Genomic DNA, 22,350 nt, shown 5'->3' on the forward strand with positions numbered 1-22,350 from the left:
CTCCACACGCACGTGCCCGTTGTTCGGGTGACACGAAAAGTACATCTCATGTGAGGTCCGGAAATCTCGGGCGCCATCCAAACTGCCTGATTCCGATTGTGTCAACGACGACGGTATGATGCCCCACCCTCAAGGTGAACGTCTCCTCGGAAAAGTGCAGGCCCCGCTTCGGCAGGTCCGGACGCTTGAGCATCTCCACGACGCTGCGAAGCGACGGGGGGTCTCCGGCCTCGATGAGATAGCGCAACGAGGTCGGGTAGATGCCCTGCACGGAAACCGGCCGTAGACAGAGCTGCTGCGGTGTGCCCACGCCCCAGGTCATCTCGATCTCACTCAGCTGGGGCCATCCGTCCGGCAGCTCCGCCACGGCAGTCCCTGACTCCAGCTCGCCACGCACTCTTCCCAATTGGTCTGCGGCAGAGGTGACCCAGTTCTCCACCTTACCTACTTCCCGCCGCGTGACAGCGTCAATGGGCCACTTGATTTCGAGGCAGACTCCCAGCTTGTTCTCAGCGTCGACAGCGATGACGTCCAGGTCGCCCGCGCGTCTTCCATCAGCACGCAACACCTTCACGCCACTCCGTGCCACCACCCCCGGAATCGCGGCAAACCAGTCCTCCCACTCTTTTGCCCGTTTTCCCAGGTTGTGCCCCACCCGACCGAACCGACTCGCATCTTGAGCGGCCGTTCTCAGCGCTATGACATCAACCGCCCTCGAAGTGATGAGGGGAGGACACAGAATGATCTTTTCTCCGCTCTCGACGAGAGGCGCAGTCCGGGCCGAGCGGCCCACCCGATAGGTCAACCGCTCAAGCAGGTCGTCGATATGCGTAGTCGACACGTCGGGGCACAGCTGGCTCAAGGCATCGACCATTACCTGCCGATCCAAATGCGCAAGCGTGCTCTCCAGTCTCGCGGCAGAACGTGCCACAAGTTCACAGAGGTCGGCAAGCCCCATGATACCGGCCAGGAGAACCGTGGCTTCCCCCATGGTGAGTCCGTTGCCAAGGGCGAAGGAATCAGGCAAGTGCCCTTCCGGCGCTGACTTCCTCCAGGCGTCAATTGACACCATTGCCCGATCTGCGGACGCCTTCAGGACCTCGAACGGTGGCCCCTCACGCGACTCGACGGGGCGAGCCTGAGCCCACCTCCGTTCCGCCTCGGAGAACGGTGGTAGTTCTCTGGGGCGCGCTCGTGATTCCAGATACATGTCGGCTGCCTCAAGGGCTGCATCCCAGGCGTGGCGAACGCGAAGATCCCTCCCTCTGCGCTTCACCGAGTAACCACCCATGCGGACACCGTGCTCTATCTGCTCCCAGCGCGAGAACTCGAGAGCGAAGGTAAGCACTTCGAAAGCCGCCTCCTCATCACAGTCACCATCACCAAGCGGAAACTGATGATGCCACTCAATCACGAGCTCGAAGAGAGTCTCCCAGGGAACGTCAGTCTGTATCCCGGCGTCTATCTCCCTGGCTCTGAACTCGGCCGCCTTCCGCAGTAGCGCGTAGATGCGTCCCTCTCCTGCACTCCATGCACGGTGTCGCCGCAGTGCGGACCTCTTTCTGGAAATCTCCTCCAGAAGCTCTTCCGCCGGTTTCATGTCTCTCCCCCTCGATGTCCGCGACCCTCGGCATGGCATCGGTCAGATGCCTGGACCACCCGAGCGCAGACCACGGTCTTGGGTCTCCGTGTGATCCTCGTACACCAAGTAGTACGACACCACCAGATTGTCAGCGCTGGCACCCGATGCGTTAGGCTCCCCGCCCCAGGTGACCCTCCACCGACCATCGGCACCGGCCAGGCATTCAGGAAGAGGGACCGCCAGTTGGCTCCTGGCGTAGTGGAAGCCCATGGAGGCGCGGGGAGAAAGCGTCCCGACGTGGCCAAGCCACTGTCCGCAGACCAGTTCCTCGCCGTCCTGAAGAGGTCCGGCGTCCGCGTCGTCGAGCATGGCAACTGGCGTACCCACAACCGCAACCACAAGGGCGCCTGGGGGCCGGTCCATGGTGTGATGGTCCACCACACCGGCCCGCACGCCACCGAGTCCGCCATGGTGGAGCTCTGCCGCACCGGATACACCTCCCTGCCAGGCCCCCTCTGCCACGGCGTCATCGACCGCTCCGGCACTGTCCACCTCGTCGGCTACGGCCGCGCCAACCACGCCGGCTCCGGCGACGACGACGTCCTCGAGGCCGTCATTGCCGAGAAGCCCCTGACGCCGGACAACGAGGCCAACACCGACGGCAACTCCCACTTCTACGGCTTCGAGTGCATCAACACCGGGGGCGGTCAGACCTGGCCAGAGGTCCAGCTCGACGCGATGCACAAGGTCAGCGCGGCCCTGTGCCAGGCCCACGGCTGGAGCGAGCGGTCGGTGATCGGCCACAAGGAGTGGCAGCCCGGCAAGCCCGACCCGGCCGGCATCTCGATGGACGGCTTCCGCACGGCAGTCGCCAAGTACCTCGACGGAAAGCCTCCAAGCAGCACGCCGCCCACGGAGAACAAACCGGAGTACGCCCCGTTCCCCGGCTCCGACTACTTCCGTACCGGCCGTCGCTCCGCCCTGATCACCGCCATGGGCAAGCGGCTCGTCGCCGAGGGCTGCGGCAGGTACAGCAGGGGCCCCGGCCCGAGTTGGACCGAGGCCGACCGCCGCTCCTACGCCGCGTGGCAGCGCAAGCTCGGCTACTCCGGCGACGACGCCGACGGCATCCCGGGCCCGACGAGCTGGGCCAAGCTGCGCGTTCCCAGGCCCTGATCCCACGTCGAGAGGATTCCTCCCCCATGGCCACTCCCACCAGAACTCCCAAGCTCCTCGCCGACATCGCCGAGCGCGCCGTGCTGACGTACGTCGAGGCGTTCCTCGGCCTCCTCCTCGCGTCCGGAACGACCAACGTCGTCACCCTCTCCACGCTCGAGTCGGCGGCCATCGCCGCGATTCCCGCGGGCCTCGCCGTGGTCAAGGGCGCCGTCGGCTCCCTCCTGGGTCGCGCCGGTACGGCTTCGTGGCTCCCAGCGAAGAACGACCCGGCCTCCACCACCATCAACTGATCAGGAGCAGCAGGCGCTATGCCCGACGGAGAGATCGCCCTGGAGCTTGCCGAACTCCGCCGCGCCCTCGAAGTCGGGCTGGCGCGCATCGACGGCCAACTCGCGCTCTTGGTCCAGCGGTCCGATCAGATCGACAAGGCCATCGAGGAACTCGACACTCGCGTTACCAACCTCGAACGCACCCGGTGGCCGCTTCCCACCATCAGCACGCTAACCGGCCTCGCCGCCCTCGGCGTGGCTGTCTGGTCGGCAACAGGGCGCTGACCCCGTCGCGCTCCTGGGCAAGTTTGCCACGGCCACTTGGACGTTTTCCGTCACCGCCACGTCGTCAGGAGATAACGGAACACTCACGCACGATATCTAGATCCCGCGTTCGTGCTCCCGAACATAGGTGTAACCCCGGGGCAGCTCGTGGGGTCCAGCAAGACCAGCCCTCTGATGGTCGTATCGGTACGCGGCCCTCGCCTCCACGCTGGCTTCCTTGCCAAGATGGCCGATGCGCATCAGATGTCCTGCCACTCGATGGGCGCCGGCGTCCGTCCCGTGGCCACCTGCCCGAAGGCTCTCATGCTCCACCTCACGCAAAGTCGGGGTGTAGCAGAGCAGTTCGACAGGCGTCTCACCATCGCGAACGGGGAAGTGAAGCATGCCGCCCGCGCCCAGGCTGCCCCACTCCCACGTGAGCAACTTGCGTGCAAGTAGCCGCCGGACCGCGTTCTCGACCTCACTTGTCGACGTCTCCCCCGGCTCTGCACGTTCAGTGATGTTGCGGAGCAGTGCCGCTTGCGGAAGCAGTGCGCGTCCCTGCTCGTCGAGGTAGCCCAGTTCACGCAAAGTGATCAGGACGATTTCCTCCGAACGGTCCGCCCTCACGTCGATTGCGGCGAGGTCTCGGGTCATGATCCTCGGGTCGTAGACGTAGCGAACCATCGTGCCGGCAAAGACGACCGGCGTGCGCAGCCGGGTGTAGGCGAAGTGCAGCCTCGTCTTCGCCCGATGATCCCAACGCACGGCGACCCGGGTCCCAGGGAGGACGAAGCGATGCCATGACATGCCCGTCAGGAGCGGTCGATCACCGTCCGACCGGAGTTTGACTCCCGGTTGGTATTCGAGGATGGCGACACGTTTCGCACCCTGCACGAGAGCGAGTTTGCCGATCGGTACGAGGGCAACGTTGAGAGGAGTGCGCGGGAGCCTGTCGGCCATCTCAGCCGGGATGGGACAGGTACCAAGAAGCAAATGCTCAGCACGTACATGAAGCTTCCATGCCACCGCCTCGTCGGTGTGCACGACTGAGAAGGGTCGCCCCCAGTCGCGTTCTTCGACGACAACGCGAGAAGGGTTCCACGCTCCGGAAGCCGTCGGCTCGGCACGTGGCGCTGCCGATGGGAGTGCGGAAACCACAGAAGGCTGACCAGCCTCTCCTGCCCCGTCCCGCTCTGCTTCCATACGCCCATAACATCCGTTGCAGAGCAGGACATTGCCGCGCAGAGCAACAAGACGTGCCGCTTTCGCCTGCGCGCACCGCGAACAGGTGAAGGACGCCGCCGCGCTCAGCCGGACGAGCTGCAGGTCGCCCCGGCGGGGGTAGGTCTTCGTGATCTTTTTACCGAGCAGCGTCCCGCCGACGTTCATGACAGCCAACCCCCGGATGCCCTGTCCTCCCCCAGTCCTTCCCAGCCGTGGCAGCGCCCCAGGCAGAGTGCGAGTCAGATCCCGGAGCGCCGTTCCACAAAGGAAAGAGGAGGTCAGCCTAGGGCGTGGACCCGCGCCGGACAAGAACGGGCCTCCGACTCCGGGAGGCGCCGGCCATGGGAAACCCTGAGTGTCAGTGCCAGTGGATAGCGTCCCGCCATGGCTGACGCGTACACCACCCTGTGGACCAACGACCTCTGCCGGGCACTCGCCAGGGACGGCTTCGAGGGTGAGCGATTGAGCGTGCTCTTCGGAGGGCCGCACCAGTCGCTGCCCAGCTTCACGCGGGCCGGGGTAAAGCCGGGGGATCTCGTCTATCCGATAAGGGTTTTCCGCAAGCAGATGTGGGTCCTCGGAGCCTTGGAGGTAGGACGCCTCCTCGACTACGACACAGTCGGCGAGCATCTGCCCATGGAGGACTACGTCCGGCTGATCCACTGGAAGACGCTGAAGACCAGCTGCGTCAGCGAGGTTCTCGTCGGCCCTCCCGGCACGCAAGTCAGCTTCAGCCGACCGGTTCCCGGAGACCTTCTCAGCCGGCTCACCTACCGGTCGCGGCGAGGCGAACGGCAGATCAAGCACGTCGTGGACGGGGAGCTGCGCAGCTCCGTGAGTGTCCATGGGGTCTACCGCTTGGCCCCGGAGTCCGCCCGCGAGCTGGAAGCACTCGTCCGCCAGGTGCCGGGACCCATCGGTGAACCATCTCTGTGATCAAGCACCCGTCGTTCCAACTATGCTTGACGGCATCAAGTCAGTTTTATGGAGTCGAGCGGGTCCGGAGGGCACTGTGGCGAAGAAGCGGTTCCCCTATCTCCTGGGGCACGCCGAGATCGCGTCACTCTACGGCGTGGAGCGACAGACCTCGCAGCTGTGGAAGACCCGTGGCGTGCTGGGTGAGCCGGACGTTGTGATCTCCGGGAACCCGTACTGGCTGCTGCCGACCGTGCTCGGCCTCGCCGAGGACGGGACGCGGGACTACCTGCCGGAGCGACTGAAGGAGTACGAAGCCGGCATCGACGGCGGGTACGTGGTCGACGACGCGGCGGAGCTGCCGAACATCGTGGGCCTGAAAGAGATCCCCTGGATCTTCGGCAAGAAGTACATGGACGTCTACCAGTGGCGGGTCCGCAGGAGCTTCGCGCCCGAGGACGCCATGATCTCCGGCTCGCCACTGTGGTTGCTGGACAGCGTGCTCGAGGATGCCGAGCAGCGTGGACGGGCCACCGCCCAGGAGGGCATCGACCGCATCCGGGCGGGCGAGCGCGAGCAGATCAAGCCCCGGGGCCGGAAGCCGTCCGCGGAGCCGAAGCCGACACCCCCGCCGCTTCCGGAGGCACGCACCTTCACGCCAGGTGAGCACACCGTGGAGGACGTGACCGCGTTCGCCGCCGAGCTCCTGAACTCCGGGTTCTCCATGACCGTGCGGCCCAAGCGGTAGGGCGGCCTGCTGCCGCGCCGCCCGGTCACGTCGCGTTGCAGCGACGTGGTCGGCGGAGAGCGGCCTTGTCGATCATCGGGTTCAGTCGAGGTCCCCAGTTTCCACGAGGTGCGCCACGAAGGCGGCGGTGATGCGCGGGCGGGTGGCGTCCGGGACAAGGGTGTCAGGGAGGTCGGCTTCCGCGCCCCACTCCGTGTTGAACATGACGGCCATGCCCGCCGGCACCACGTTGTTCCTGAGCCAGAGGACGAACCTCGCCGCGGACTGGGCGGTGCAGTCCTTGACGGACACGCCTTCGGGAGACAGCAGGGCCATGCCTTCCAGTTGTTCGTCGTCCAGGGTGATCCCGAAGTGCATCGACGACCCGCCGACGGGTCCGTCGGTGCCGTCGTCGACACGGACGAACTCGTCGGGGTTCCGCTCACGCAGCACGGCTTCCAGGCCCTCGTAGGTCAGGCCCCAGCTCTGTCCGTCCGGCGGGGTGAAGATGTACATGGTGCGGAGTGCGGCGATCTCGTCCGGTTCCATCGTGGTGTGGTGCTTCCTCTGTGGCGGGTGGTGGTGTCAGGGGACGTAGCGGGCGGTTCCCTTGACGCCGTAGGCGGCCATCATGATGCGCCAGTACTGGACTGACTCCTGGTTGTTGGTGACGGTCTCGACCCCCCGCATCTCCGTGTTCCGCGGATCGTTGAGCGCGGCCGCGTACTTCTTGAGCTCGTCGCGGTCCGAGCGGTAGAGGAAGTCCTTCTTTCCCGACGCGTGGTTCTCGCGGAGTTCCTCGAGGGAGCGGTAGCAGCGCTGGTTCGGCTTGTTGACGTACTTCGCCTCGACGGCCATGCCGTCGAGGTTCCGGAACCCGTCCACCATCAGGGTGTTGTTCACGCTGTGCCCCTTTGGGATGTGGACCTCGTACTCGGGGTAGCCGGCCACGCGCAACTGGTAGGCGACCTCGGCCGGCTTGCCACCCGAGACGTCGCCTTGGCGCAGGGAGTTCAGCCAGGTCTGGAACTCCTGCTGCTGCCCGGCCGTGAGCGGCGGAAAGCGCGGGTCGGGTGGCGTGGCCGGCGGAATGGGCTGGACGCGGGGGCCGTTGGCGGGGCGGTAGGCGACCGGGACCAAGGTCGGGACACGGATCAGTGGAGCCAGGAACGGGGGGAGGCCCGGAAGGAAACCGTCGTTGTCCGGCTGCGGCATGGGGACGCGTGACTTGGAGCTGTCCAGGGCGGCCGGGATCTTGCCGAGAGACGCGATCCGCATGTCTCCCGCGATGAGCTCGTGCAGACCGCCGTCGTGACCGTCTCCTCCGAACCTCGGCTGCTCCCACGGCCAGAGGAACTCGCCGGTGGGTGAGGTCTCCTCGTAGGGCAGCCGTCGTTTGGCGGTCTCTATGTGATCGGCGTAGGCGTCACAGGCGTTGGCGATCATCTTGCACGCCACGGGAAGGTTGGCCATGAGGGTCTCGTCCTCGCCGACCTCGCCGGGGGGCGGGTTCTTTCCGACGAACTTCTTGAAGAAGCCCTCGACGGCGTCAGCGGTCTCGCCGACCTGGTCGAGGTTCGCGGTCTTCCAGGCGGTGTCGGAGTCCCAGTAGGCGTCCTCGGCAATCTTGGACGCCGCACGCCAAGCCTTGGCCACGGTGCGGAGTTTCTGCGGCTGACCGAGGAAGCGCTCGTTGAACAGGTACTGGTCGACGCCGCTGGTCTCACCGACGACCTCGGGCAGGTCCTCCGCGTTGTGGCTGGCGCGCGGATTGCAGTCTGGGCCGGTCGGCTGGGCACCGATCCCCGGCCCCTGCGGGCTCTGCCCGAGGAGTTCAGCCGCGATCTTGCTCTCCCGCTTCAGGAACTCCTCCGACGCCTTGAGCAGGGCGCCCGCGCCGTTGGCCATGACCTGGTGAGCGAAGCCGGCCTTGTCGAACACCGTCTTGGCGGCTTCCTCGTACACCTTGGCGAAGGCCCGGCCCGCCTCGCCGTCCCCGGCCATGCCGCCGTTCTCGCTGAGTTCCGTGAAGAGCAGGCCCAGCATCTCGTAGATCAGGTCACGCAGTCCCACCATCGACCAGGACGCGTTGACGAAGTTCGCCGTCTGATGCTGAAGATCCAACGTTCCCCCGCAGACCGTTACGGATGCCCATGGCACCGTACACGGTTGCGAACGGCGTTTACGCGGAGGGTGGTTGACGTCCGGCGCGCGGGCCGGCGCGGAACAGGACCGCGCCGCAGCCTCTCGCTGTGCATCCGGACAGTCGTCTCGTCGCACGCAGCACGCATCTACGCCGTCACGTTTAAGGTAGTGGCCAACATGTGTTGCGACACACCTTGGTCTTGTTGGGGGTAAGCGATGCACGCACACCACCAGGCGGAGCTACCGCTGGAGATAGCGGAGCCAGACAACGCCCACCTTCACGACGATCCCACCATCGACGAGCGCTTCGAGGACTTCCACGCCGCACACCCCTGGGTGCTCGAGGCCCTGGAAGACCTCACGATGCGCTGGATCGAGGCCGGCGGCGGACGCATCGGCGTCAAGGCGCTGTTCGAGCAGCTCCGCTGGTCGCGGCCAGAGATCTCGGACGACCGGCCGTTCCGACTGAACAACGACTTCACGTCGCGCTACGCGCGCCTTCTCCGCGCGCGCCATCCCGAGTGGGCGGGCGTGTTCCAGCTGCGCAGCCTGCGCACAACCGACGAGGATTGATAACTCAAACTTGACGGTCAGGAGTCGGTGAAATAGATTTTGATTAACTTCAACTGATCGCTACATGTGTTGTGGCAGTTGAAGGCCAAACGAGGGAACATCAGCAATGCATGGAGGGGATGTGGCCGACGCTCCGGTCACCTGGCTCGCGATCCGCGAGGACCAGAAGGCGTTCGAGGACCAGCAGTTGCGCGCGTTACGCGCGGCGTTCCCGGATCTGGCGGAGGCCAGTCCGGCACAGCTGGGGATCTTCTTCCACTACTGCAAGGCGTCGGGGCTCGACCCGTTCGGCCGGCAGATCTACATGATCAGACGCAAGTCGCGCGGGGAGACCCGCTGGACCATCCAGACCGGCATCGACGGCTACCGGCTCATCGCGCGCCGGGCCGCCGACCGTGCCGGACAGTCCATCGCGTACGAGGACTTCGTCTGGTACGACGCCGAGGGCGGCGAGCACACGGTGTGGCTGCGTGACGAACCGCCGGCCGCCTGCCGGGTCGTCGTCTGGCGCGGCGACTCCCGCTTCCCAGCCGTCGCCCACTGGCGGGAGTACGCGCCGAAGGTGTGGGACTACGAGGCGCAGGAGTACAAGCTGGGTGGCCTGTGGCCGCAGATGCCCGCCAGCCAGCTGAGCAAGGTCGCGGAGGCGTTGGCCCTGCGCCGGGCCTGTCCCGCGGACCTGTCCGGCCTGCACGTCGACGAGGAGATGCACGCGGCGGACGCGGCGGAGTCCCGCGAGCGCGTCCAGGCGGCCGCCGCACGACTGAAGCACGAGACGACAGGGCAGCCCGACAAGTCCCAGCCGGCCGGAGAAGCTTCCTCGCCCGGAGACACGGTCGAGGCCGAAGTCGTCGAAAACCGAAACGACGACGAGACGTCGAGCACCGCGTTGGCAGGGGAGAACGAGACCCCGTCACCTGCCGACCCGCACGCCGAACTGGACAGGGCCCGCAGGGAAGTTCAGCGACTGGCCGACCACGTCGGCATGGCCTTCGACACCGTCAACGAGCGGTGCTTCGACGACTTCGGCGTCTCCTACCAAGACGCCAGCGCCGAACAGCTGCGTACCCTCCTCGGCTCGCTGCGGCCGGACGGTGAAACCGGTGGCCACGCTTCCGCCGACGCCGATCCATCGGCCGAGGCCCCGCCCACGCGCCGTCGCGCCCCGGCCAAGAAGGCGACACCCCGCAAGGCCGCGGCGAAGAAGACGGCGTCGCGGAAGAACGCCGCGAAGAAGGCGTCACCCCGCGGCTCCTCCCCGAGCCAGGCCGACGCCACCACAGCCCAGTAGACCGACCGCTCCTGCCCGTCAGGCAGGGGAGCAGACTTCCCGACAGAGTGCGAGAACACCATGACCACCGACAGCGTCGTCGACAAACTCGGCATCCCCGTACCCGACCTGTGGAAGGGCGCGCACCGCGACGACCGCGCCAGACCCCGCTCCCGCCAGCGCCTTCTCGGCCCGTCGTCGGTCGGCCTGTGCCGACGCCGAGCCGCCTACGAGGTCCACGGCACCTGGCCGACCGACCTCGCCGACAACATGCACGCCGCGATCCTCGGCACCTGGCTGCACGAGGGCATCCTGCGCGTCCTGCGGGAGCAGTACGGCGCCCACACCGAGCTGGAGCTCACCGACGGCGTGATCCTCGGCCACGCCGACGCCTACTGGGCTCCGGGCGATTTCCGTCAGCGGGCCGCGAGTCGCGGGTCGACGGCGGGGCCGGCCGGTGACGTGGGCGTCGTGGAGGACGTGAAGACCAAGAGCACCCGGGCTCTCGACGTCGTCGTGCGCCAGGGGCCCAGCCAGGCCGAGTGGTTCCAGGTCCACCTGTACGCGCACTTACTCCGCGTCGGCGGCCTCAAGGACCACCCCAGTCTCCCGACCGGCGAACCGCTGCCGGTCGATGTCGTACGGCTGCGCTACGTCGGCCGTGAGTACGGGCAGGTCGTCGTCCACCAGCGCCCGTACGACGAGGACGTCACCAAGCAGGCCCTGGCGTGGGCCGAGGACGTCCTGGCCAGTCCCGAACCGGAGGCCATGCCGCGTGACCTCGACGGCCCTGGATTGTCCATCATCTGCGACAACTGTCCGTTCAAGACGGCCTGTTGGAACCTCGACCAGCTCTCCGACGACCGCGCCCCGCAGACCATTCTCGCCAAGGACACCGCGGCCATCACCGAGGCCCTGCACGCCTACGCCGACGCCGCCGAGGTGGAGAGCGCCGCAAAGAAACGCAAGGCCAAGGCCCGCAAGATGCTGGACGCCGCCGACGCCGGTGTCTACGGCGCCTTCAAACTGTCCTGGTCCGGCGGCAACCCACGGCCGCCCGAGCCCGACCCCGCGGCGATGATCCGCGTCCTCGAGGGCCTCGGCATCGACATCCCCATGCGGCCCGGTGGGCGGACCTCGCGCACGATCGGTGTCACGCGCCTGCCCGAGACCTCCTGATCACTTCGGGTGATCGGTTCGTTCGGTCCACGAGCCGTGGCCGGGGGAGGCCCGAAGTCTCGCGACCGGTGCGCCCCGGCCCGCACTCACTGTTCAGTCAACGCCCCTGGAGGGGGACCACCTTGTCCACAGCCATGCCCTTCGAACACCTGGCGAGCGTCCCGGCGCCCGACACGCGCGACGACGCGCGGTCCCGCGTCGACGACGCGCTGCACGCGCTCGCCACCTACGAGGGCGACGACGTCCTCGGCCTCATGCTCCACCTGACGGCCGTCCTCGACGGAGCCGAACCGCACACCGGCACGGCCCAGCCGCCTCGTCCGCTGCCCGACGACCACATCCGGCAGCGGCTCGCCGACAGGCTCACGGCGGACTGGCCCCGCATGGACTTCGCCGGCCACGCCCGGGATGTCGCCGACACCGTCCTGCAGGTGGTCCTACCGGTCATCACCCAGCTGCGTGCGGAGGCCGCCGCCTGGCGGAGCAGGGCCGAGCGGGCGATTCCGCAACGTGACAGGGCCCGCGCACTCGCGGTCACCCTGGAGCAGACGACCGCCGAGGCTGCCCGGCTCCTGCGCACCGGTCAGCCCGGCCCCGCTCTCGCCGTCCTGGAAGGCGACGGCCAGCCGCTCGGCCTCGGCGACACCCCGTGCGCCCGCGAACCGGCCCTGGAGGTGGGGCACGAGCCTGAGAACGCGTACGCCCCTCACGGCGGCCGCGACCTCGACGACGAGCGGTGAGCGGGTCGTGCCCACCACCCCTACACATCGACCACACGCCGCAGTGCCCGCGTTCCACGTCAAGGGCATCGACCCCGCCCGCGAGCCCGCACGCCGCGTCTACGTCAGCACCACCGCCACAGGCGTCCCCGGGGTCGACTACCTCGCGATCGAGCGGGTCGTCAACGGAGATCTCCCGCTTCCCAGCCTCAATGAGGCCGAGCAGAAACTCGCCGCACGTCTCATGACCCGCGAGGGCCTGGGCGCGGAGGAGATCGCCGAATGCCTCGGTGTGGAGCCCCGCACCGTCACGCGCTGGCGTGCTGCCTGGAAGAAGGAAGAGAGGGAGGGCAGTTGAGCATCGAGGCCATGGCGTGGGCCTTCCGGCAGGACATCCCGAAGCCGGGCGCGAAGCTGGTGCTGCTGGCCCTGTGCGACTTCGCCGACGAGTCGTGGTCCTGCTTCCCGGGGCAGGCCACCCTGGCGGAGAAGACGAGCCAGGGAGAGCGTACGGTCCGCCGGCACCTGGAGTGGCTGGAGGAGGAGGGGTTCATCGTCTCGCACGCCCGCTTCTCGGACGGGCGACGCACCAGCAACCGCTACACGATCCACGCCCCTCGTCCGCGGACGCCACCACCACCGTCGGGTTCGTCGGCGTCCGGTTCCGAGGCTCCCGCCGAGGAGGCGAAAAAGGGCGGGCGGAAGCGCGCCGGAAAGCGGACAAAGCAGGCGGCCAGAACGGCCACCGGCCAATCCGACCAGCGGCCAGATACGGCGGGGGAACCGGCCAATCTGGCCGGGGAACCGTCAGGGAACCACCAGAGGAACCCCCTACCCCCGGCACGTGGTGACAGCGGCCATGGGGCAGGCGGCTGTGCGGCACATCCCGACTCCCCTGCCGCCAACTGCCGCGGCTGCCGCACCAGTCCGCGGGCACGTCGCATCGCCGCCGAGGCTCAGGAGAAGCGCGAGAAGGACGAGCGTGCCCGCAGCCGGGACCGCCGTTGGTTCCAGGAAGACCGAGCGCGGCGCGTCCGTGCCGCGGAGCTCGAAGCCCAGGGCGCGCTGGACGGACCGCGCCAAGCAGCGCGCGAAGCGCTGAGACGCAGTCGCCCCCGGGGCGACAGGCGAACTAAATAAACAACACTTGACATCAATTGATCAGAATTGATAAAATGTTATCAATCGACACCAATCCACCCCGGAGGGCTTGACCGATGTTCCGACATCTCACCCCCAACGAACAGCAGGCACTCACCACCAGGCTCACCGCTCGCGGCGTCACGCCCGAGCAGTTCGAGCAGGCCAAGGATCGGGCTCGCGTGATCGGCGAAGCCCTGGCCCGCGCCTACGGTGAGGCGATCGGCCGCCCGGTGACGCCGGTGCGGTTCGTCACCGACGTTCTCGGCATCGAGGGCGCCGGCCGACTCCTCGTGTGCGCCCTGCGCGAGACGACCGGCCGTCCGGACCTGTACCGCGACGTCTGATGGAGCGGGTGCTGCCACACCTTCCACATGTGTGGTGACAGTCAATTGATGCCCTGCCTGGCTTCCAGGCCCTGACGAGAGCGCGAGGAAACCGATGAACATCTCTCTGTCCGACATCGCGGCGATAGTGGCCGCCGCCCACCTCCAGGGCCCGCCCACCGTCCGTGCCGACCTGGACGGCAAGCCCGTGCGCGTCCTGACGCTGCGCGGCTCCCGCCCCGGCGAGCTGTACGACTTCACGCTCGACGACGGCCACCGCCGCTGGCGCCTGGAGTCCGTCAGCCACGAGAGCGGCGTCGACACGCACGGCCGCACGCTCGGCCGGCGCCTGTCGGCCCGGCTGAACGTCCTGCACGGCACCGCCGCCGAGCACTTCGGCCAACGACCCCTGGCCCTCCCGTGACGCCCACCCCGACCACGGGCCCGGGATCACCGGAGCCCGGTATCCACGAAGGAGAGAGCGAAGTGGACCAGCCCACCCGCGAGCGGATACTGCACACCGAAGCCGCCAAGTACGGCATCGCCCCGGACGTGATCGACCGCGCGGTCGGCGTCATCGCCGCCGTCCAGCGCCGCGACCGCGCCGACTTCCGTAGGAACTTCGGCGGCGATCTGACACCCGACCGGTGGCTCGCCGCACACGGCGTCTCCGGCTTCGAGGAGCTGTGCGCCCACGCGGCCCGCACGGCCGGCCTCGGTGACGACGGCGACCTGATCATGCGCATCGTCTCCGCCATCGCACCGCCGCCCGAGCAGCGCGCCGACGACCGCCCCGTCCAGTTCTGGGCCCGCCCCCTCACCAACCCCGAGGAGGCCGCGTTCCCCGCGTACCGCGTCAGTTACGAGGACGCGCGGGTCGACATCAGCCCCGGCTTCGACTGGTCCGGAGCCCTCCTGCGCCGCGCCCTGCACGAGGCCACCGCGCGCGCCAGGGGCGCGGCGAGCCTCGAGGAGGCCACCGGGGTCGTCGTCTTCACGGACGGCGACCTGAGTGGCGCCTACGTGGCACGGCCCGCCCCGGGCCACATCCAGCCCGCCTGTGCCCGCTGCGGCCAGTGGGAGCGGGAGCACACGCTGCACGAACGTTTCGGCTCATGCCAGGAGTTCACCGCACCGACCACTCGCCTGGCCGCGGTTCCCGTGCCGTAGCGGCCACTCCCGCTCGGGGCCGCGCCGGTGCGAGCGGCCCGGTCCCGGGCGGACCTGCTGCATTCCCTCTCACCCGCAAAGGAGTCAGTCCAGTCATGTCCCCAACACCCTGGCGCGTGGGCGGCGCACAGCGGCAAGGCCGCCGCGAGGTCCAGGCGGACGCCTTCGCCGTCGGAGGCGACCAGGTCACCGGCCGTATCGCCGTCGCCGTCACCGACGGAATCGGCGACACCACGGCTGCGGCCGACGCGGCCGACCTGGCTGCGGAGGAGGCGGTCGGTGCGGCGCTCGTCGCCACGCCCGAGACCGGCTGTATCAGGGCGCGCAGCCAGCTCGCCGCCAGCGGCATCGCCGCGGACGCGTCGATCGTCACCGCGTTGTTCGACCCCGTCCACAGCCGTGTCCAGTTCGCCTGGGCAGGTCTGTGCCGCGCCTACGTCCTCACCGCTGAGGGACAGCTCCAGCGGGCCACATACGACCACTCGCTCGGCGAGCGCATCCGCCGTCACACCACGCGGCCCGGCCCGCTGCCGCTCTACGACCGCAAGGTGACACGCACCGTCGCACGCCACGAGTTCGTGACCACGTCCCTGCCCGCGCACAGCACCACCGCGGTCCTGCTGTGCACCGACGGCGTCAGCCAGGCCGTCGACGACCGGACCATCGCCGCGGCGCTCCTCCGCGACGACCCGAACGAGGCCGCCGAACTCCTCGCCGGCACCGCCGGCATCAACGGTCCGGACAACGCGACCGCCATCGTCCTGCGCCGCGCGCACTGACCACCCCACCCAACCGTGAGGAGCCAACTGTTATGAAAGAACAGCAACTTCGCCCCACCCAGATCCCACTCAACGACCTCGCGACGACCTACGTCCAGGCCGGCGAGACCCTCTTCCTCGCCATTCACGACGACATCGCCGCCCGCGTACGCCTGGCCCACCCCGACGCCGAGCACCTGGAAGTCAGCTTCGACGCCAACGGCGACGTCCGGCTGCACGGCGTCTGGAGCGCCCAGGACTCCGCGATCGGCAGCTGCCGACTCCTCTACGCCCCCCACGACGATCCGGAGCAGAGCTGGCGCGACGGTCCGCTGGACATCGACGAACTCGTCACCGACCTCGACCGCGTTCTGACCGGCGCGTTCCTCCACCGATGGGGCGTCGTCGAGCCGCATCCCGTCTACGAGCACCGCGACCGCCGCTGGATCACCCTCCCGCCCGCTGACCGGGCCGCCACCGTCGCCGCGATCGTCCGCCGCCACGTCCCCGACGCCGAGTCGCTGATCTGCCGCTTCGAAGCGACCCACCGAGGCGTCGCCGTCGGCTTCGAACAGATCACGCTCCACTGCGGCGAGAGGGTCAACATCCCGTGCCCCCGCTGCTCGCCGGAGTCCGACGACAACCCGTGGCCGCACGACGTCTCACACGAACTGGCCCGCCTCCTCGCCCAGCTCTACGCCCTGCCCCACCTGCGCAGCCGCCACCTGACCCCGTGCATGGACGTCGCCTCCGAGCACGAAGGCCAGCTGTGGCAGCTGGTCTTCCCGTACCGCGAGCCCGCCTCCGCCGGCGCCGCCCACCACTGACCGCAGTTCCCTGGGAGGACACACTTCTCATGACCGACACCGCAGCGCACCGGGTCGCCACGGCCCTGCGCCACCGCGGGCTCGCCGTCGACGCCTTCAACGAGGCCCAGGCCCAGTACGAGATCGCGGTCCTCGACCACGTCACCGCGCGCATCGTGGAGGCGTACCCGAAGACGACCCACCTCACCTTCGACCACTCCACGCACGACCGAACCGTCGAGCCGCACGGCCTGTGGACCACGCACCACGACGGAACGGAGGAACTGGTCCTCGACGTCCGCGGGGACGCCGACACCACCACGCTGGCCTTGGAGGAACTCGCCGGCGACCTGAGCGACGCGCTCGCCGGACTCCACTCGGCCGCCTGGAGCGCCGTACGCCCGGACCCGAGACCGGACCGACGCCGGACGCTCGACCTCCCGCCGGCCGACCGGATCGTCCGGGTCGCCGAGCTCGTACGCGCACGCCACCCCCACGCCCAACTGATCACGGTCGACTTCGCCGACGACACGTGCCGCGTACTCGACGTCATCTGTGCGGACACCTCCCAGGCCGACGGCGGCGTCATCAAACCGATCCGCGCCACCGACGAGCACCCCCTGTGGCCGGAGGACACCGAGCGGCGCATCACGGCGCTCGCCCGACAGATCCACGCCCTTCCGCACCTGCGCGCACGGCACCTGGCACGCGTCGGCGGCCCGGACGAGCACACGGCGTTCCTCCTGCTCCCGCAGACCCACACCCACGGAAAGTGAGATGACATGCCCATGCTCTCCGGGCGCTCGTCGGCGCCGTCCGTTCCCGCCACCCACGCACAGACCATCGCGGCGAACGTGCTGAAGACCTGGCCGACCACCATCGGACTGACCGTCGAGTACGTCTCCCACCACGACCAGGGCCCACACGGCGCCGTCACCTTCGCCATCGTGCGCGCCCGTGAGCCCTGGCCGGGCCCCGTCCTGATCCGCTGCGACGGCTACGGCCACATCACCCGAGGCTGCGACCACCCCCGCCCTGACGGACAGCCCTGCTGGCATCCCTCGGCCTCCCACCTCTCGCTGCGCGACCAAGGCCGCTGCCCGGAGCACCTGCCGCCGCTCACGGAGCGCGAGTGGGTCAAGCACCCCGAACAGCCGCTCTACGGCCGCGTCACCCGCGTCGACCCGGACGGGACCGTGCTCATCGACTTTGCGAGCGGCGAGCTCACCCTCCACGACACGCAGGTGCCCCGCGTTCCCCGGCACATCGCCGAGGAGCTCGACCGCGGCCCGATCAACGGCCCCCGGCACGTGATCAACGAGTAACCAGACCTCCGCCCGGTGCCGTGTGCGAGACGCCACCGAGCGGCCAACCACCCACACCCACAACGGAAAGAGATCCCTGAGTATGAGCAACCACGCCGTGGTCACCCTCAACTTCACCAGACCCGTGTACGCGCACGAACTGCGCCCCGGCGACGTGTTCGCCTTCCCCGACGCACCGCACACGCCCCTCACCGTGGGCGGGGTCAAAAAGACCGTCATCTCCCCCGAGCTCACTTTGCTCGCCTTGGCCCTCCACGGCCGCCGCGCCGAACCGGTCCACCTCCCGGCCAGCACCCCCGTCCGCCCTCTGCGCATGGTCCGCACCGTCTCCCTGACCTGCCTGCTCTGCCACAAGCCCCAGGACGTCGAACTGGACCTCCCGCACGACGGCGAACCCCTCTCCCTCGTCTGTGGCGACCACGCCCCCGACACGGCCCAGAACACGGAGGGCGAGTGATGGCCCTCCACTACCTCAGCGCCGTCCGGCTCCTCCACCGCGCCGACGAGGACAAGGCCCGCGCCCTGTACGCCGACGTCATCGAGGCCCTCGAACAGCACTGCACGGACGTGGGCGTGGACTGGTGCGGCAACGAGCTGAACATCACCGTCCTGCTCACGACCGACGGCGAGCAGTACGTCGCCATCGCGGGCCGCGAGTCGCTGCCCTGGCACGACGACCGCAGCGAGATCGGCGGCTGGAAGGCCGTGCACATCGACAACGCCCACGGCCAGTCCAAGGTCATCTACGACACCACCGCAGCCGAGGGCGAACCGCCCGGCGACATGTCCCTCGAACCCCTCGCCGAGGAGGTCGGGACGTACGTCAACGGCTGGCGCGCCGAACACGGCGGATAACCCCAGCCCACCCACACACCACCAGGGGGCCGAGCCCACGACATCGGCCGGCCCCCTACCCACCCATGCCTCGATCACGAGAGAGAGCACCCTTGTGCTGACCTTCACCGTCGGCGGCGGACCGGCCCTCGAGGTCGCTGAGTTCGCCGACTTCGACACCGGCCAGGCCGTCTACCGTGTCACCGGCATCGGCGCCTTCACGCTCGGCTGGGACCCCGACCACCATCCGGAAGCCGACCAGGACCCCATGGAGGAGGTCCTCCAGGTCGCCTACGGCACCGGCCCACGCGGCTTCCACATGGACGAGGCGCCGGTCCTCTTCGGCGTCACACTCGCCGGAACCGAGTCCTTCACCCGCACCGCCCTCGACGCCGGCGCCCTGCGCCTCCGCCCATACCGCCTCATCATCAGCGCCCCCGTGCGCGTCCCGAAGGGCACGGCCCGCCGTGCCTCCGACATCGTCTCCGCCCTGGCCCGACACTGGCTCATCCAGCCCTGGACCCCGGAGCTGCGTCGCGCCCACGAACACCACTGCGCACCTCACTCCCTGAACCGCTACGGCGGCCTCATCGCCCAGCACGAGGAACGGATGCGCCGCCTACGCGAGGCCCACGCCTACTACATCCAGCGCGCCGAGCGCGCCACGGCGATCCTCCAGGCGGGCCCAGTACCCGCCCCCGCGGGTGCCCCACCGCACCCGCGCTCGCACATCTCAGCCGAGACCGCGGGGAGGTGAGCGTCGTGGTCCAGTTCGACCTGTTCGGCGAGGTGGAGCAGAAACTCGAAGAGCGCGCCAAGCAGCGAGCGGAGGATGCCGCCAAACCCAAGGGACCACCGACCCCCGCATCGCGCCGAAGGCACCGCGCCTTCCCGAGCGACCCGCGCCGCCACGCCAGCGACGTCGCCGACAACGTCATCGCCGCATGGTTCAGCCACTACGGCGGCAGCCGCATGGACGTCCCCCTCGGCACCGTCGCAGCACTCTGCTTCTTCCGCGAGCCGCTCGTCGAAGACTGGCTCCTCACCCTCCAGCCCGCCCAGCTCCCGCAGCTGCTGAGGGAGATCTGGGGCGTCCAGTGGATGGCCCGACCCGACCTCATCGAGGTCGCCCGCCCCCTGCACGACTGGATCGAGGAGAAGCCCGACGAGTACCAGCTCAAGGCCGTACAGGCCGTCATGCACGCCGCGATCCACAAGGGACTGCTCGACCTCACCGCCCGGGACGACCCGTACGCACGCTCCGAGGCCGACGTCCTCAGCCCGCTCCTGACGGGCCTGCGCCACAAGAGCGACAAGAAATGGCGTGGCGAGTACCACACCCCGCCGTGCGTCACCGACCTGATGGCCGAGATCCTCGTCCACGACGACCACGGCCCCACCATCCGCGAACCGGCCCTCGGCAGCGGCGGCATGTTCCGCTCCGTCGCCCAGACGCTGCGCTTCCGCGACCTCAACCCGCACGACTACACCTGGTTCGGCAACGACATCGACCCGCTCGCCACCGCCTGCGCCGCCGTCAACGCGATCATCTGGGACCTCGGCCCCCGGACGGTCATCTGGTGCGCCGACTCCCTCGCCACCGAGGACGCCGGCCTCACCAAGGCACTGGCCGAACGCGAGGCGGTCATCAAACACCGCAACGCGGTAGTGGAACAGGCCCTGTTCGAGCGTCGGGCCCGCCGGATGCTCCACGCCTTCAACCAACTCCTCGACGGAGCAGCGGCGTGAACGTCGCCTCATCCCCACACCCGCACAGCCAGGAGGGACACCTCGTGAGCCCGAAGAAGCCCCAGACAACCGACGAGGATGCCGCGAAGAAGCAGCGCGTCTTCCCCGCGGACTTCGCCGAGTTCGTCACCACGACCGCGGCCGGCCTCGGCGACGGCTGGACCGCCGACGCCGACACCAAGCCCCACCCCGGCCCGTCCGCGTACCTCACCCACCCCGACGGCCGCCGCATCGGCATCAAGCACCTGTGGCGAGGCGAGGCCGTGCAGACCTGGGCGCTCGACGTCCCGCCCCGCGAGTTCGAGGAGGGTGACGCTGACGCCGAGACGTACGCCGACAGCCTCAAGCACCTCACCCCGGGCATCCGCTACAACGTCGGCGTCTGCTTCACGAACAACCCGCCCGCCGCGACCACCGCGCGAATCATCCGCACCCGGCTCCTGCCAGCCTTCGACGGCAGACGCCCACCGCTGCGCGCCTTCCCGAAGAAGCCCTCCCGCCGCACCGCAGCGGCGGAGAAGCCCCCGGCAGCCGCCGACGCGACGACGAGCAGCGAGTCCACACAAGCCGCGGACCAGCCCCAGCCGGAGAAGGCCACGGCGAAAACCGCGGTCCCGGCGAGGAGCCCACGCCGTACGGCCAAGAAGACCCAGCCCGCCGCGAAGAAGACCGAGCCGAAGAAGCAACTGGCGGCACCCCGGCCAAAGCGCACCACGGCAACGGCCACCAAGACGGCCAAGGCGAACGAGACCAAGGCGAAGAAGAAGTCGCAGCCGACCGAGACCACCAATAACTGATCAACACACCCGGTGTGGGGCGATCCACGCATCGCCCCACACCCACAACACATCGACTGATCCGAGCACTGCCATGACACAACTCGATCTCTTCGGGGAGAAGCAGGCCGCCATGGACCGCAGCTCCACCCGCAAGGCAGAACGCGACGCCCGAGCCGCCCGCCACTCCGCCTACCGCAAGTCCCTGAAGATCGACTGCTGCACCGGCGAACCCATCCTGCCCGACGAGCACGGCATCCAGCGGTACCGCTGCGGCCGCTGCGGCGCTCTCGCCTTCGCCGGCACCTTCCACTTCACCCACGACTGCGGCTGGGCTGGCTGCTACGCCGACACCGAACCCACCCGCGGCACCGCCAGGCCGGCCTCTCGGCCCACCGCCACGACAACCAACACCACCCCCGCTGCGCCCGCCCCGGCTGCAGCCACGCACGCGGCGTCCACCAGAGCGTCCCGCCCACCGCGCCCGAAGACTCCCGCTGCTACGAGCACTGCGGCTGCCGCGGCTACGTCGCTCCGCTTTCCTCTGACGCCCAGGCCATCGCCCAGCAAACTCCACCGACGAGACGGTGACCCGAGCCAGCTGCAAGCAGGCACCCCGTAGCATCTACGGGGTGCCGCCCCTGAGCTGCTTCCCCCGGTCGAAGAGCATCCGCTCCACTACGTCTGGCGCAGTACCCCACCGTTCGGCCCACGAGTGGGCCAGTTCCAGGTAGCTCGCATACTTCTTGGAATCCCATCGCTCGTCGGCTTCCCACTCCTGGGCCGACAGTTCGTTGAGGGCCAACGCGACGTTGCTGTCGAGGATCAGGGGCCAACGCTCCCCAGCAGGACGATCAGCAGTGGCAAAGTACAGGAGCTTGCTGAAGAACGCTGGGCCGAAGTGCTTCACCCGGGCGTCCCGGTCGTTCAATACCAGGTAGGCGGCGACAGGGTCTCCGCTATCAACCTCAGCTTTGGCCGCACAGATCCGCTCGTCCAGCCAGTCGAGATCGTTCTCGTGGAAGATCCGCGCACGGCGGACAACCTCCCGAGCCTTGGTACCGGTACCCCACGCAAGGGCGGCAATCAGAAGGTCTCTCCTGCCCTCCAACGTGTCGGCGTGCTCGGCAATCTGGAACACCGTCCGCCGGTCCACGGCCGGCCAGCGTCCCGCACGTGGCAGGTCGGCCAAGCTCTTGGGCCACCACTCATCGCTTGGCAGCCTGGTGATCCACTGGTCGGGGTTGAACGGAATGGCCTGCCCCAGGATGTACGAGTCACGATCCGGGGGCGGGTCACGGAACAACTCATCGAGCTTGGTCACCTTGGCTCCTCAGCTGCCTGCCATCGCGCTGCCCGAATACTGCACCAGAGGGCTGACAGCCAGCGCCGCACCGCCGCCGATGCGCCCTCGGAA

Annotated in this window: 29 protein-coding genes; 24 read left to right on the top strand and 5 right to left on the bottom strand. The window is 68.6% G+C overall.

Annotation, left to right across the window (positions count from 1 at the left end):
- Positions 1-46 precede the first annotated feature (46 nt).
- On the bottom strand, positions 47-1,600 hold the full coding sequence (locus tag IE263_RS11330; protein ID WP_189934984.1) for a hypothetical protein: 1,554 nt from the start codon (positions 1,598-1,600) through the stop codon (positions 47-49).
- Between the two features lie 279 nt (positions 1,601-1,879).
- Between IE263_RS11330 and IE263_RS11335 the strand changes: the two genes are divergently transcribed.
- Genes IE263_RS11335 through IE263_RS11345 form a run of 3 tightly spaced genes read left to right on the top strand, consistent with a single transcriptional unit; the run spans position 1,880 to position 3,315 of the window.
- A complete protein-coding gene (locus IE263_RS11335; RefSeq protein WP_189934986.1) occupies positions 1,880-2,758 on the top strand; it encodes a peptidoglycan-binding protein in 879 nt (292 codons plus the stop codon).
- A 26-nt stretch (positions 2,759-2,784) separates the two neighbouring features.
- The gene (locus IE263_RS11340; protein WP_189934988.1) at positions 2,785-3,051 is read left to right on the top strand and encodes a hypothetical protein; all 267 of its coding nucleotides are present in this window, start codon (positions 2,785-2,787) and stop codon (positions 3,049-3,051) included.
- 18 nt (positions 3,052-3,069) lie between these two features.
- Positions 3,070-3,315 carry a hypothetical protein gene (locus tag IE263_RS11345; RefSeq protein ID WP_189934990.1) on the top strand — a complete coding sequence of 82 codons (246 nt, stop codon included), beginning with the start codon at positions 3,070-3,072 and terminating at the stop codon, positions 3,313-3,315.
- A 96-nt stretch (positions 3,316-3,411) separates the two neighbouring features.
- Here the strand turns inward: IE263_RS11345 and IE263_RS11350 are convergent, their stop codons facing one another.
- The gene (locus tag IE263_RS11350; RefSeq protein ID WP_189934992.1) at positions 3,412-4,686 is read right to left on the bottom strand and encodes a hypothetical protein; all 1,275 of its coding nucleotides are present in this window, start codon (positions 4,684-4,686) and stop codon (positions 3,412-3,414) included.
- A 219-nt stretch (positions 4,687-4,905) separates the two neighbouring features.
- Between IE263_RS11350 and IE263_RS11355 the strand changes: the two genes are divergently transcribed.
- Positions 4,906-5,457, top strand: coding sequence for a hypothetical protein (locus IE263_RS11355; protein WP_189934994.1), 552 nt, complete (start codon positions 4,906-4,908; stop codon positions 5,455-5,457).
- Positions 5,458-5,533: 76 nt separating this feature from the next.
- Complete coding sequence (locus IE263_RS11360) at positions 5,534-6,184, top strand: hypothetical protein (RefSeq protein WP_189934996.1); 651 nt, start codon at positions 5,534-5,536, stop codon at positions 6,182-6,184.
- Positions 6,185-6,265: 81 nt separating this feature from the next.
- Here the strand turns inward: IE263_RS11360 and IE263_RS11365 are convergent, their stop codons facing one another.
- Together IE263_RS11365 and IE263_RS48365 are read right to left on the bottom strand one after the other, a co-directional pair.
- Complete coding sequence (locus IE263_RS11365; protein ID WP_189934998.1) at positions 6,266-6,712, bottom strand: hypothetical protein; 447 nt, start codon at positions 6,710-6,712, stop codon at positions 6,266-6,268.
- 36 nt (positions 6,713-6,748) lie between these two features.
- Complete coding sequence (locus IE263_RS48365; protein WP_229910907.1) at positions 6,749-8,287, bottom strand: restriction endonuclease fold toxin-2 domain-containing protein; 1,539 nt, start codon at positions 8,285-8,287, stop codon at positions 6,749-6,751.
- 237 nt (positions 8,288-8,524) lie between these two features.
- On the opposite strand from IE263_RS48365, the gene IE263_RS11375 reads away from it, so the two are divergent.
- The 19 genes from IE263_RS11375 (at position 8,525) to IE263_RS11465 (ending at position 21,555) form a co-directional block, all read left to right on the top strand.
- Entirely contained in the window at positions 8,525-8,881 is a 357-nt protein-coding gene (locus IE263_RS11375; RefSeq protein WP_229910908.1) for a hypothetical protein, read from the top strand.
- A 121-nt stretch (positions 8,882-9,002) separates the two neighbouring features.
- On the top strand, positions 9,003-10,172 hold the full coding sequence (gene bet / locus IE263_RS11380; protein ID WP_189935000.1) for a phage recombination protein Bet: 1,170 nt from the start codon (positions 9,003-9,005) through the stop codon (positions 10,170-10,172).
- Between the two features lie 60 nt (positions 10,173-10,232).
- The gene (locus IE263_RS11385; protein ID WP_189935002.1) at positions 10,233-11,330 is read left to right on the top strand and encodes a hypothetical protein; all 1,098 of its coding nucleotides are present in this window, start codon (positions 10,233-10,235) and stop codon (positions 11,328-11,330) included.
- 134 nt (positions 11,331-11,464) lie between these two features.
- On the top strand, positions 11,465-12,070 hold the full coding sequence (locus IE263_RS11390) for a hypothetical protein (RefSeq protein ID WP_189935004.1): 606 nt from the start codon (positions 11,465-11,467) through the stop codon (positions 12,068-12,070).
- Between the two features lie 43 nt (positions 12,071-12,113).
- A complete protein-coding gene (locus tag IE263_RS11395; protein ID WP_189935006.1) occupies positions 12,114-12,407 on the top strand; it encodes a helix-turn-helix domain-containing protein in 294 nt (97 codons plus the stop codon).
- On the top strand, positions 12,404-13,189 hold the full coding sequence (locus tag IE263_RS11400) for a helix-turn-helix domain-containing protein (RefSeq protein WP_189935008.1): 786 nt from the start codon (positions 12,404-12,406) through the stop codon (positions 13,187-13,189). The genes IE263_RS11395 and IE263_RS11400 overlap by 4 nt, the downstream gene beginning before the upstream one ends.
- Before the next feature lie 77 nt (positions 13,190-13,266).
- Entirely contained in the window at positions 13,267-13,536 is a 270-nt protein-coding gene (locus IE263_RS11405; protein ID WP_189935010.1) for a hypothetical protein, read from the top strand.
- Positions 13,537-13,630: 94 nt separating this feature from the next.
- Positions 13,631-13,939, top strand: a complete 309-nt coding sequence (locus tag IE263_RS11410; RefSeq protein ID WP_189935012.1) for a hypothetical protein — start codon at positions 13,631-13,633, stop codon at positions 13,937-13,939.
- 62 nt (positions 13,940-14,001) lie between these two features.
- Positions 14,002-14,685, top strand: coding sequence for a hypothetical protein (locus IE263_RS11415; protein ID WP_189935014.1), 684 nt, complete (start codon positions 14,002-14,004; stop codon positions 14,683-14,685).
- 95 nt (positions 14,686-14,780) lie between these two features.
- On the top strand, positions 14,781-15,464 hold the full coding sequence (locus tag IE263_RS11420) for a PP2C family protein-serine/threonine phosphatase (protein ID WP_189935016.1): 684 nt from the start codon (positions 14,781-14,783) through the stop codon (positions 15,462-15,464).
- Positions 15,465-15,496: 32 nt separating this feature from the next.
- A complete protein-coding gene (locus IE263_RS11425; protein ID WP_189935018.1) occupies positions 15,497-16,270 on the top strand; it encodes a hypothetical protein in 774 nt (257 codons plus the stop codon).
- A 29-nt stretch (positions 16,271-16,299) separates the two neighbouring features.
- Positions 16,300-17,025 (top strand): hypothetical protein, encoded by a 726-nt coding sequence (locus IE263_RS11430; protein ID WP_189935020.1) that lies wholly within the window; start codon positions 16,300-16,302, stop codon positions 17,023-17,025.
- A gap of 6 nt (positions 17,026-17,031) precedes the next feature.
- Positions 17,032-17,574 (top strand): hypothetical protein, encoded by a 543-nt coding sequence (locus IE263_RS11435; protein WP_189935022.1) that lies wholly within the window; start codon positions 17,032-17,034, stop codon positions 17,572-17,574.
- 82 nt (positions 17,575-17,656) lie between these two features.
- Complete coding sequence (locus IE263_RS11440; RefSeq protein WP_189935024.1) at positions 17,657-18,031, top strand: hypothetical protein; 375 nt, start codon at positions 17,657-17,659, stop codon at positions 18,029-18,031.
- Entirely contained in the window at positions 18,031-18,429 is a 399-nt protein-coding gene (locus IE263_RS11445; RefSeq protein ID WP_189935026.1) for a hypothetical protein, read from the top strand. The genes IE263_RS11440 and IE263_RS11445 overlap by 1 nt, the downstream gene beginning before the upstream one ends.
- Positions 18,430-18,523: 94 nt before the next feature.
- Positions 18,524-19,165, top strand: a complete 642-nt coding sequence (locus IE263_RS11450) for a hypothetical protein (protein ID WP_189935028.1) — start codon at positions 18,524-18,526, stop codon at positions 19,163-19,165.
- A gap of 5 nt (positions 19,166-19,170) precedes the next feature.
- A complete protein-coding gene (locus IE263_RS11455) occupies positions 19,171-20,157 on the top strand; it encodes an N-6 DNA methylase (RefSeq protein WP_189935030.1) in 987 nt (328 codons plus the stop codon).
- Positions 20,158-20,201: 44 nt separating this feature from the next.
- Positions 20,202-20,954: a hypothetical protein gene (locus IE263_RS11460; RefSeq protein WP_189935032.1), complete on the top strand. Its 753-nt coding sequence runs from the start codon at positions 20,202-20,204 to the stop codon at positions 20,952-20,954.
- A 73-nt stretch (positions 20,955-21,027) separates the two neighbouring features.
- Positions 21,028-21,555 carry a hypothetical protein gene (locus IE263_RS11465; RefSeq protein WP_189935034.1) on the top strand — a complete coding sequence of 176 codons (528 nt, stop codon included), beginning with the start codon at positions 21,028-21,030 and terminating at the stop codon, positions 21,553-21,555.
- Positions 21,556-21,558: 3 nt separating this feature from the next.
- Here IE263_RS11465 and IE263_RS11470 read toward each other — a convergent pair whose 3' ends face one another.
- Positions 21,559-22,257, bottom strand: coding sequence for an 8-oxoguanine DNA glycosylase OGG fold protein (locus tag IE263_RS11470; RefSeq protein ID WP_189935036.1), 699 nt, complete (start codon positions 22,255-22,257; stop codon positions 21,559-21,561).
- Positions 22,258-22,350: the final 93 nt, after the last annotated feature.

The organism is Streptomyces aurantiogriseus (genome assembly GCF_014649375.1).
GTDB lineage: Bacteria > Actinomycetota > Actinomycetes > Streptomycetales > Streptomycetaceae > Streptomyces > Streptomyces aurantiogriseus.

Coding starts and splice junctions, on each gene's coding strand:
- IE263_RS11440 (WP_189935024.1), top strand. CDS start 17,657: ATGAGCAACCACGCCGTGGTCACCCTCAACTTCACCAGACCCGTGTAC.
- IE263_RS11330 (WP_189934984.1), bottom strand. CDS start 1,600: ATGAAACCGGCGGAAGAGCTTCTGGAGGAGATTTCCAGAAAGAGGTCC.
- IE263_RS11425 (WP_189935018.1), top strand. CDS start 15,497: ATGAAAGAACAGCAACTTCGCCCCACCCAGATCCCACTCAACGACCTC.
- IE263_RS11345 (WP_189934990.1), top strand. CDS start 3,070: ATGCCCGACGGAGAGATCGCCCTGGAGCTTGCCGAACTCCGCCGCGCC.
- IE263_RS11390 (WP_189935004.1), top strand. CDS start 11,465: ATGCCCTTCGAACACCTGGCGAGCGTCCCGGCGCCCGACACGCGCGAC.
- IE263_RS11410 (WP_189935012.1), top strand. CDS start 13,631: ATGAACATCTCTCTGTCCGACATCGCGGCGATAGTGGCCGCCGCCCAC.
- IE263_RS11430 (WP_189935020.1), top strand. CDS start 16,300: ATGACCGACACCGCAGCGCACCGGGTCGCCACGGCCCTGCGCCACCGC.
- IE263_RS11385 (WP_189935002.1), top strand. CDS start 10,233: ATGACCACCGACAGCGTCGTCGACAAACTCGGCATCCCCGTACCCGAC.
- IE263_RS11365 (WP_189934998.1), bottom strand. CDS start 6,712: ATGGAACCGGACGAGATCGCCGCACTCCGCACCATGTACATCTTCACC.
- IE263_RS11465 (WP_189935034.1), top strand. CDS start 21,028: ATGACACAACTCGATCTCTTCGGGGAGAAGCAGGCCGCCATGGACCGC.
- IE263_RS11445 (WP_189935026.1), top strand. CDS start 18,031: ATGGCCCTCCACTACCTCAGCGCCGTCCGGCTCCTCCACCGCGCCGAC.
- IE263_RS11340 (WP_189934988.1), top strand. CDS start 2,785: ATGGCCACTCCCACCAGAACTCCCAAGCTCCTCGCCGACATCGCCGAG.
- IE263_RS11420 (WP_189935016.1), top strand. CDS start 14,781: ATGTCCCCAACACCCTGGCGCGTGGGCGGCGCACAGCGGCAAGGCCGC.
- IE263_RS11375 (WP_229910908.1), top strand. CDS start 8,525: ATGCACGCACACCACCAGGCGGAGCTACCGCTGGAGATAGCGGAGCCA.
- IE263_RS11355 (WP_189934994.1), top strand. CDS start 4,906: ATGGCTGACGCGTACACCACCCTGTGGACCAACGACCTCTGCCGGGCA.
- IE263_RS11350 (WP_189934992.1), bottom strand. CDS start 4,686: ATGAACGTCGGCGGGACGCTGCTCGGTAAAAAGATCACGAAGACCTAC.
- IE263_RS11435 (WP_189935022.1), top strand. CDS start 17,032: ATGCCCATGCTCTCCGGGCGCTCGTCGGCGCCGTCCGTTCCCGCCACC.
- IE263_RS11405 (WP_189935010.1), top strand. CDS start 13,267: ATGTTCCGACATCTCACCCCCAACGAACAGCAGGCACTCACCACCAGG.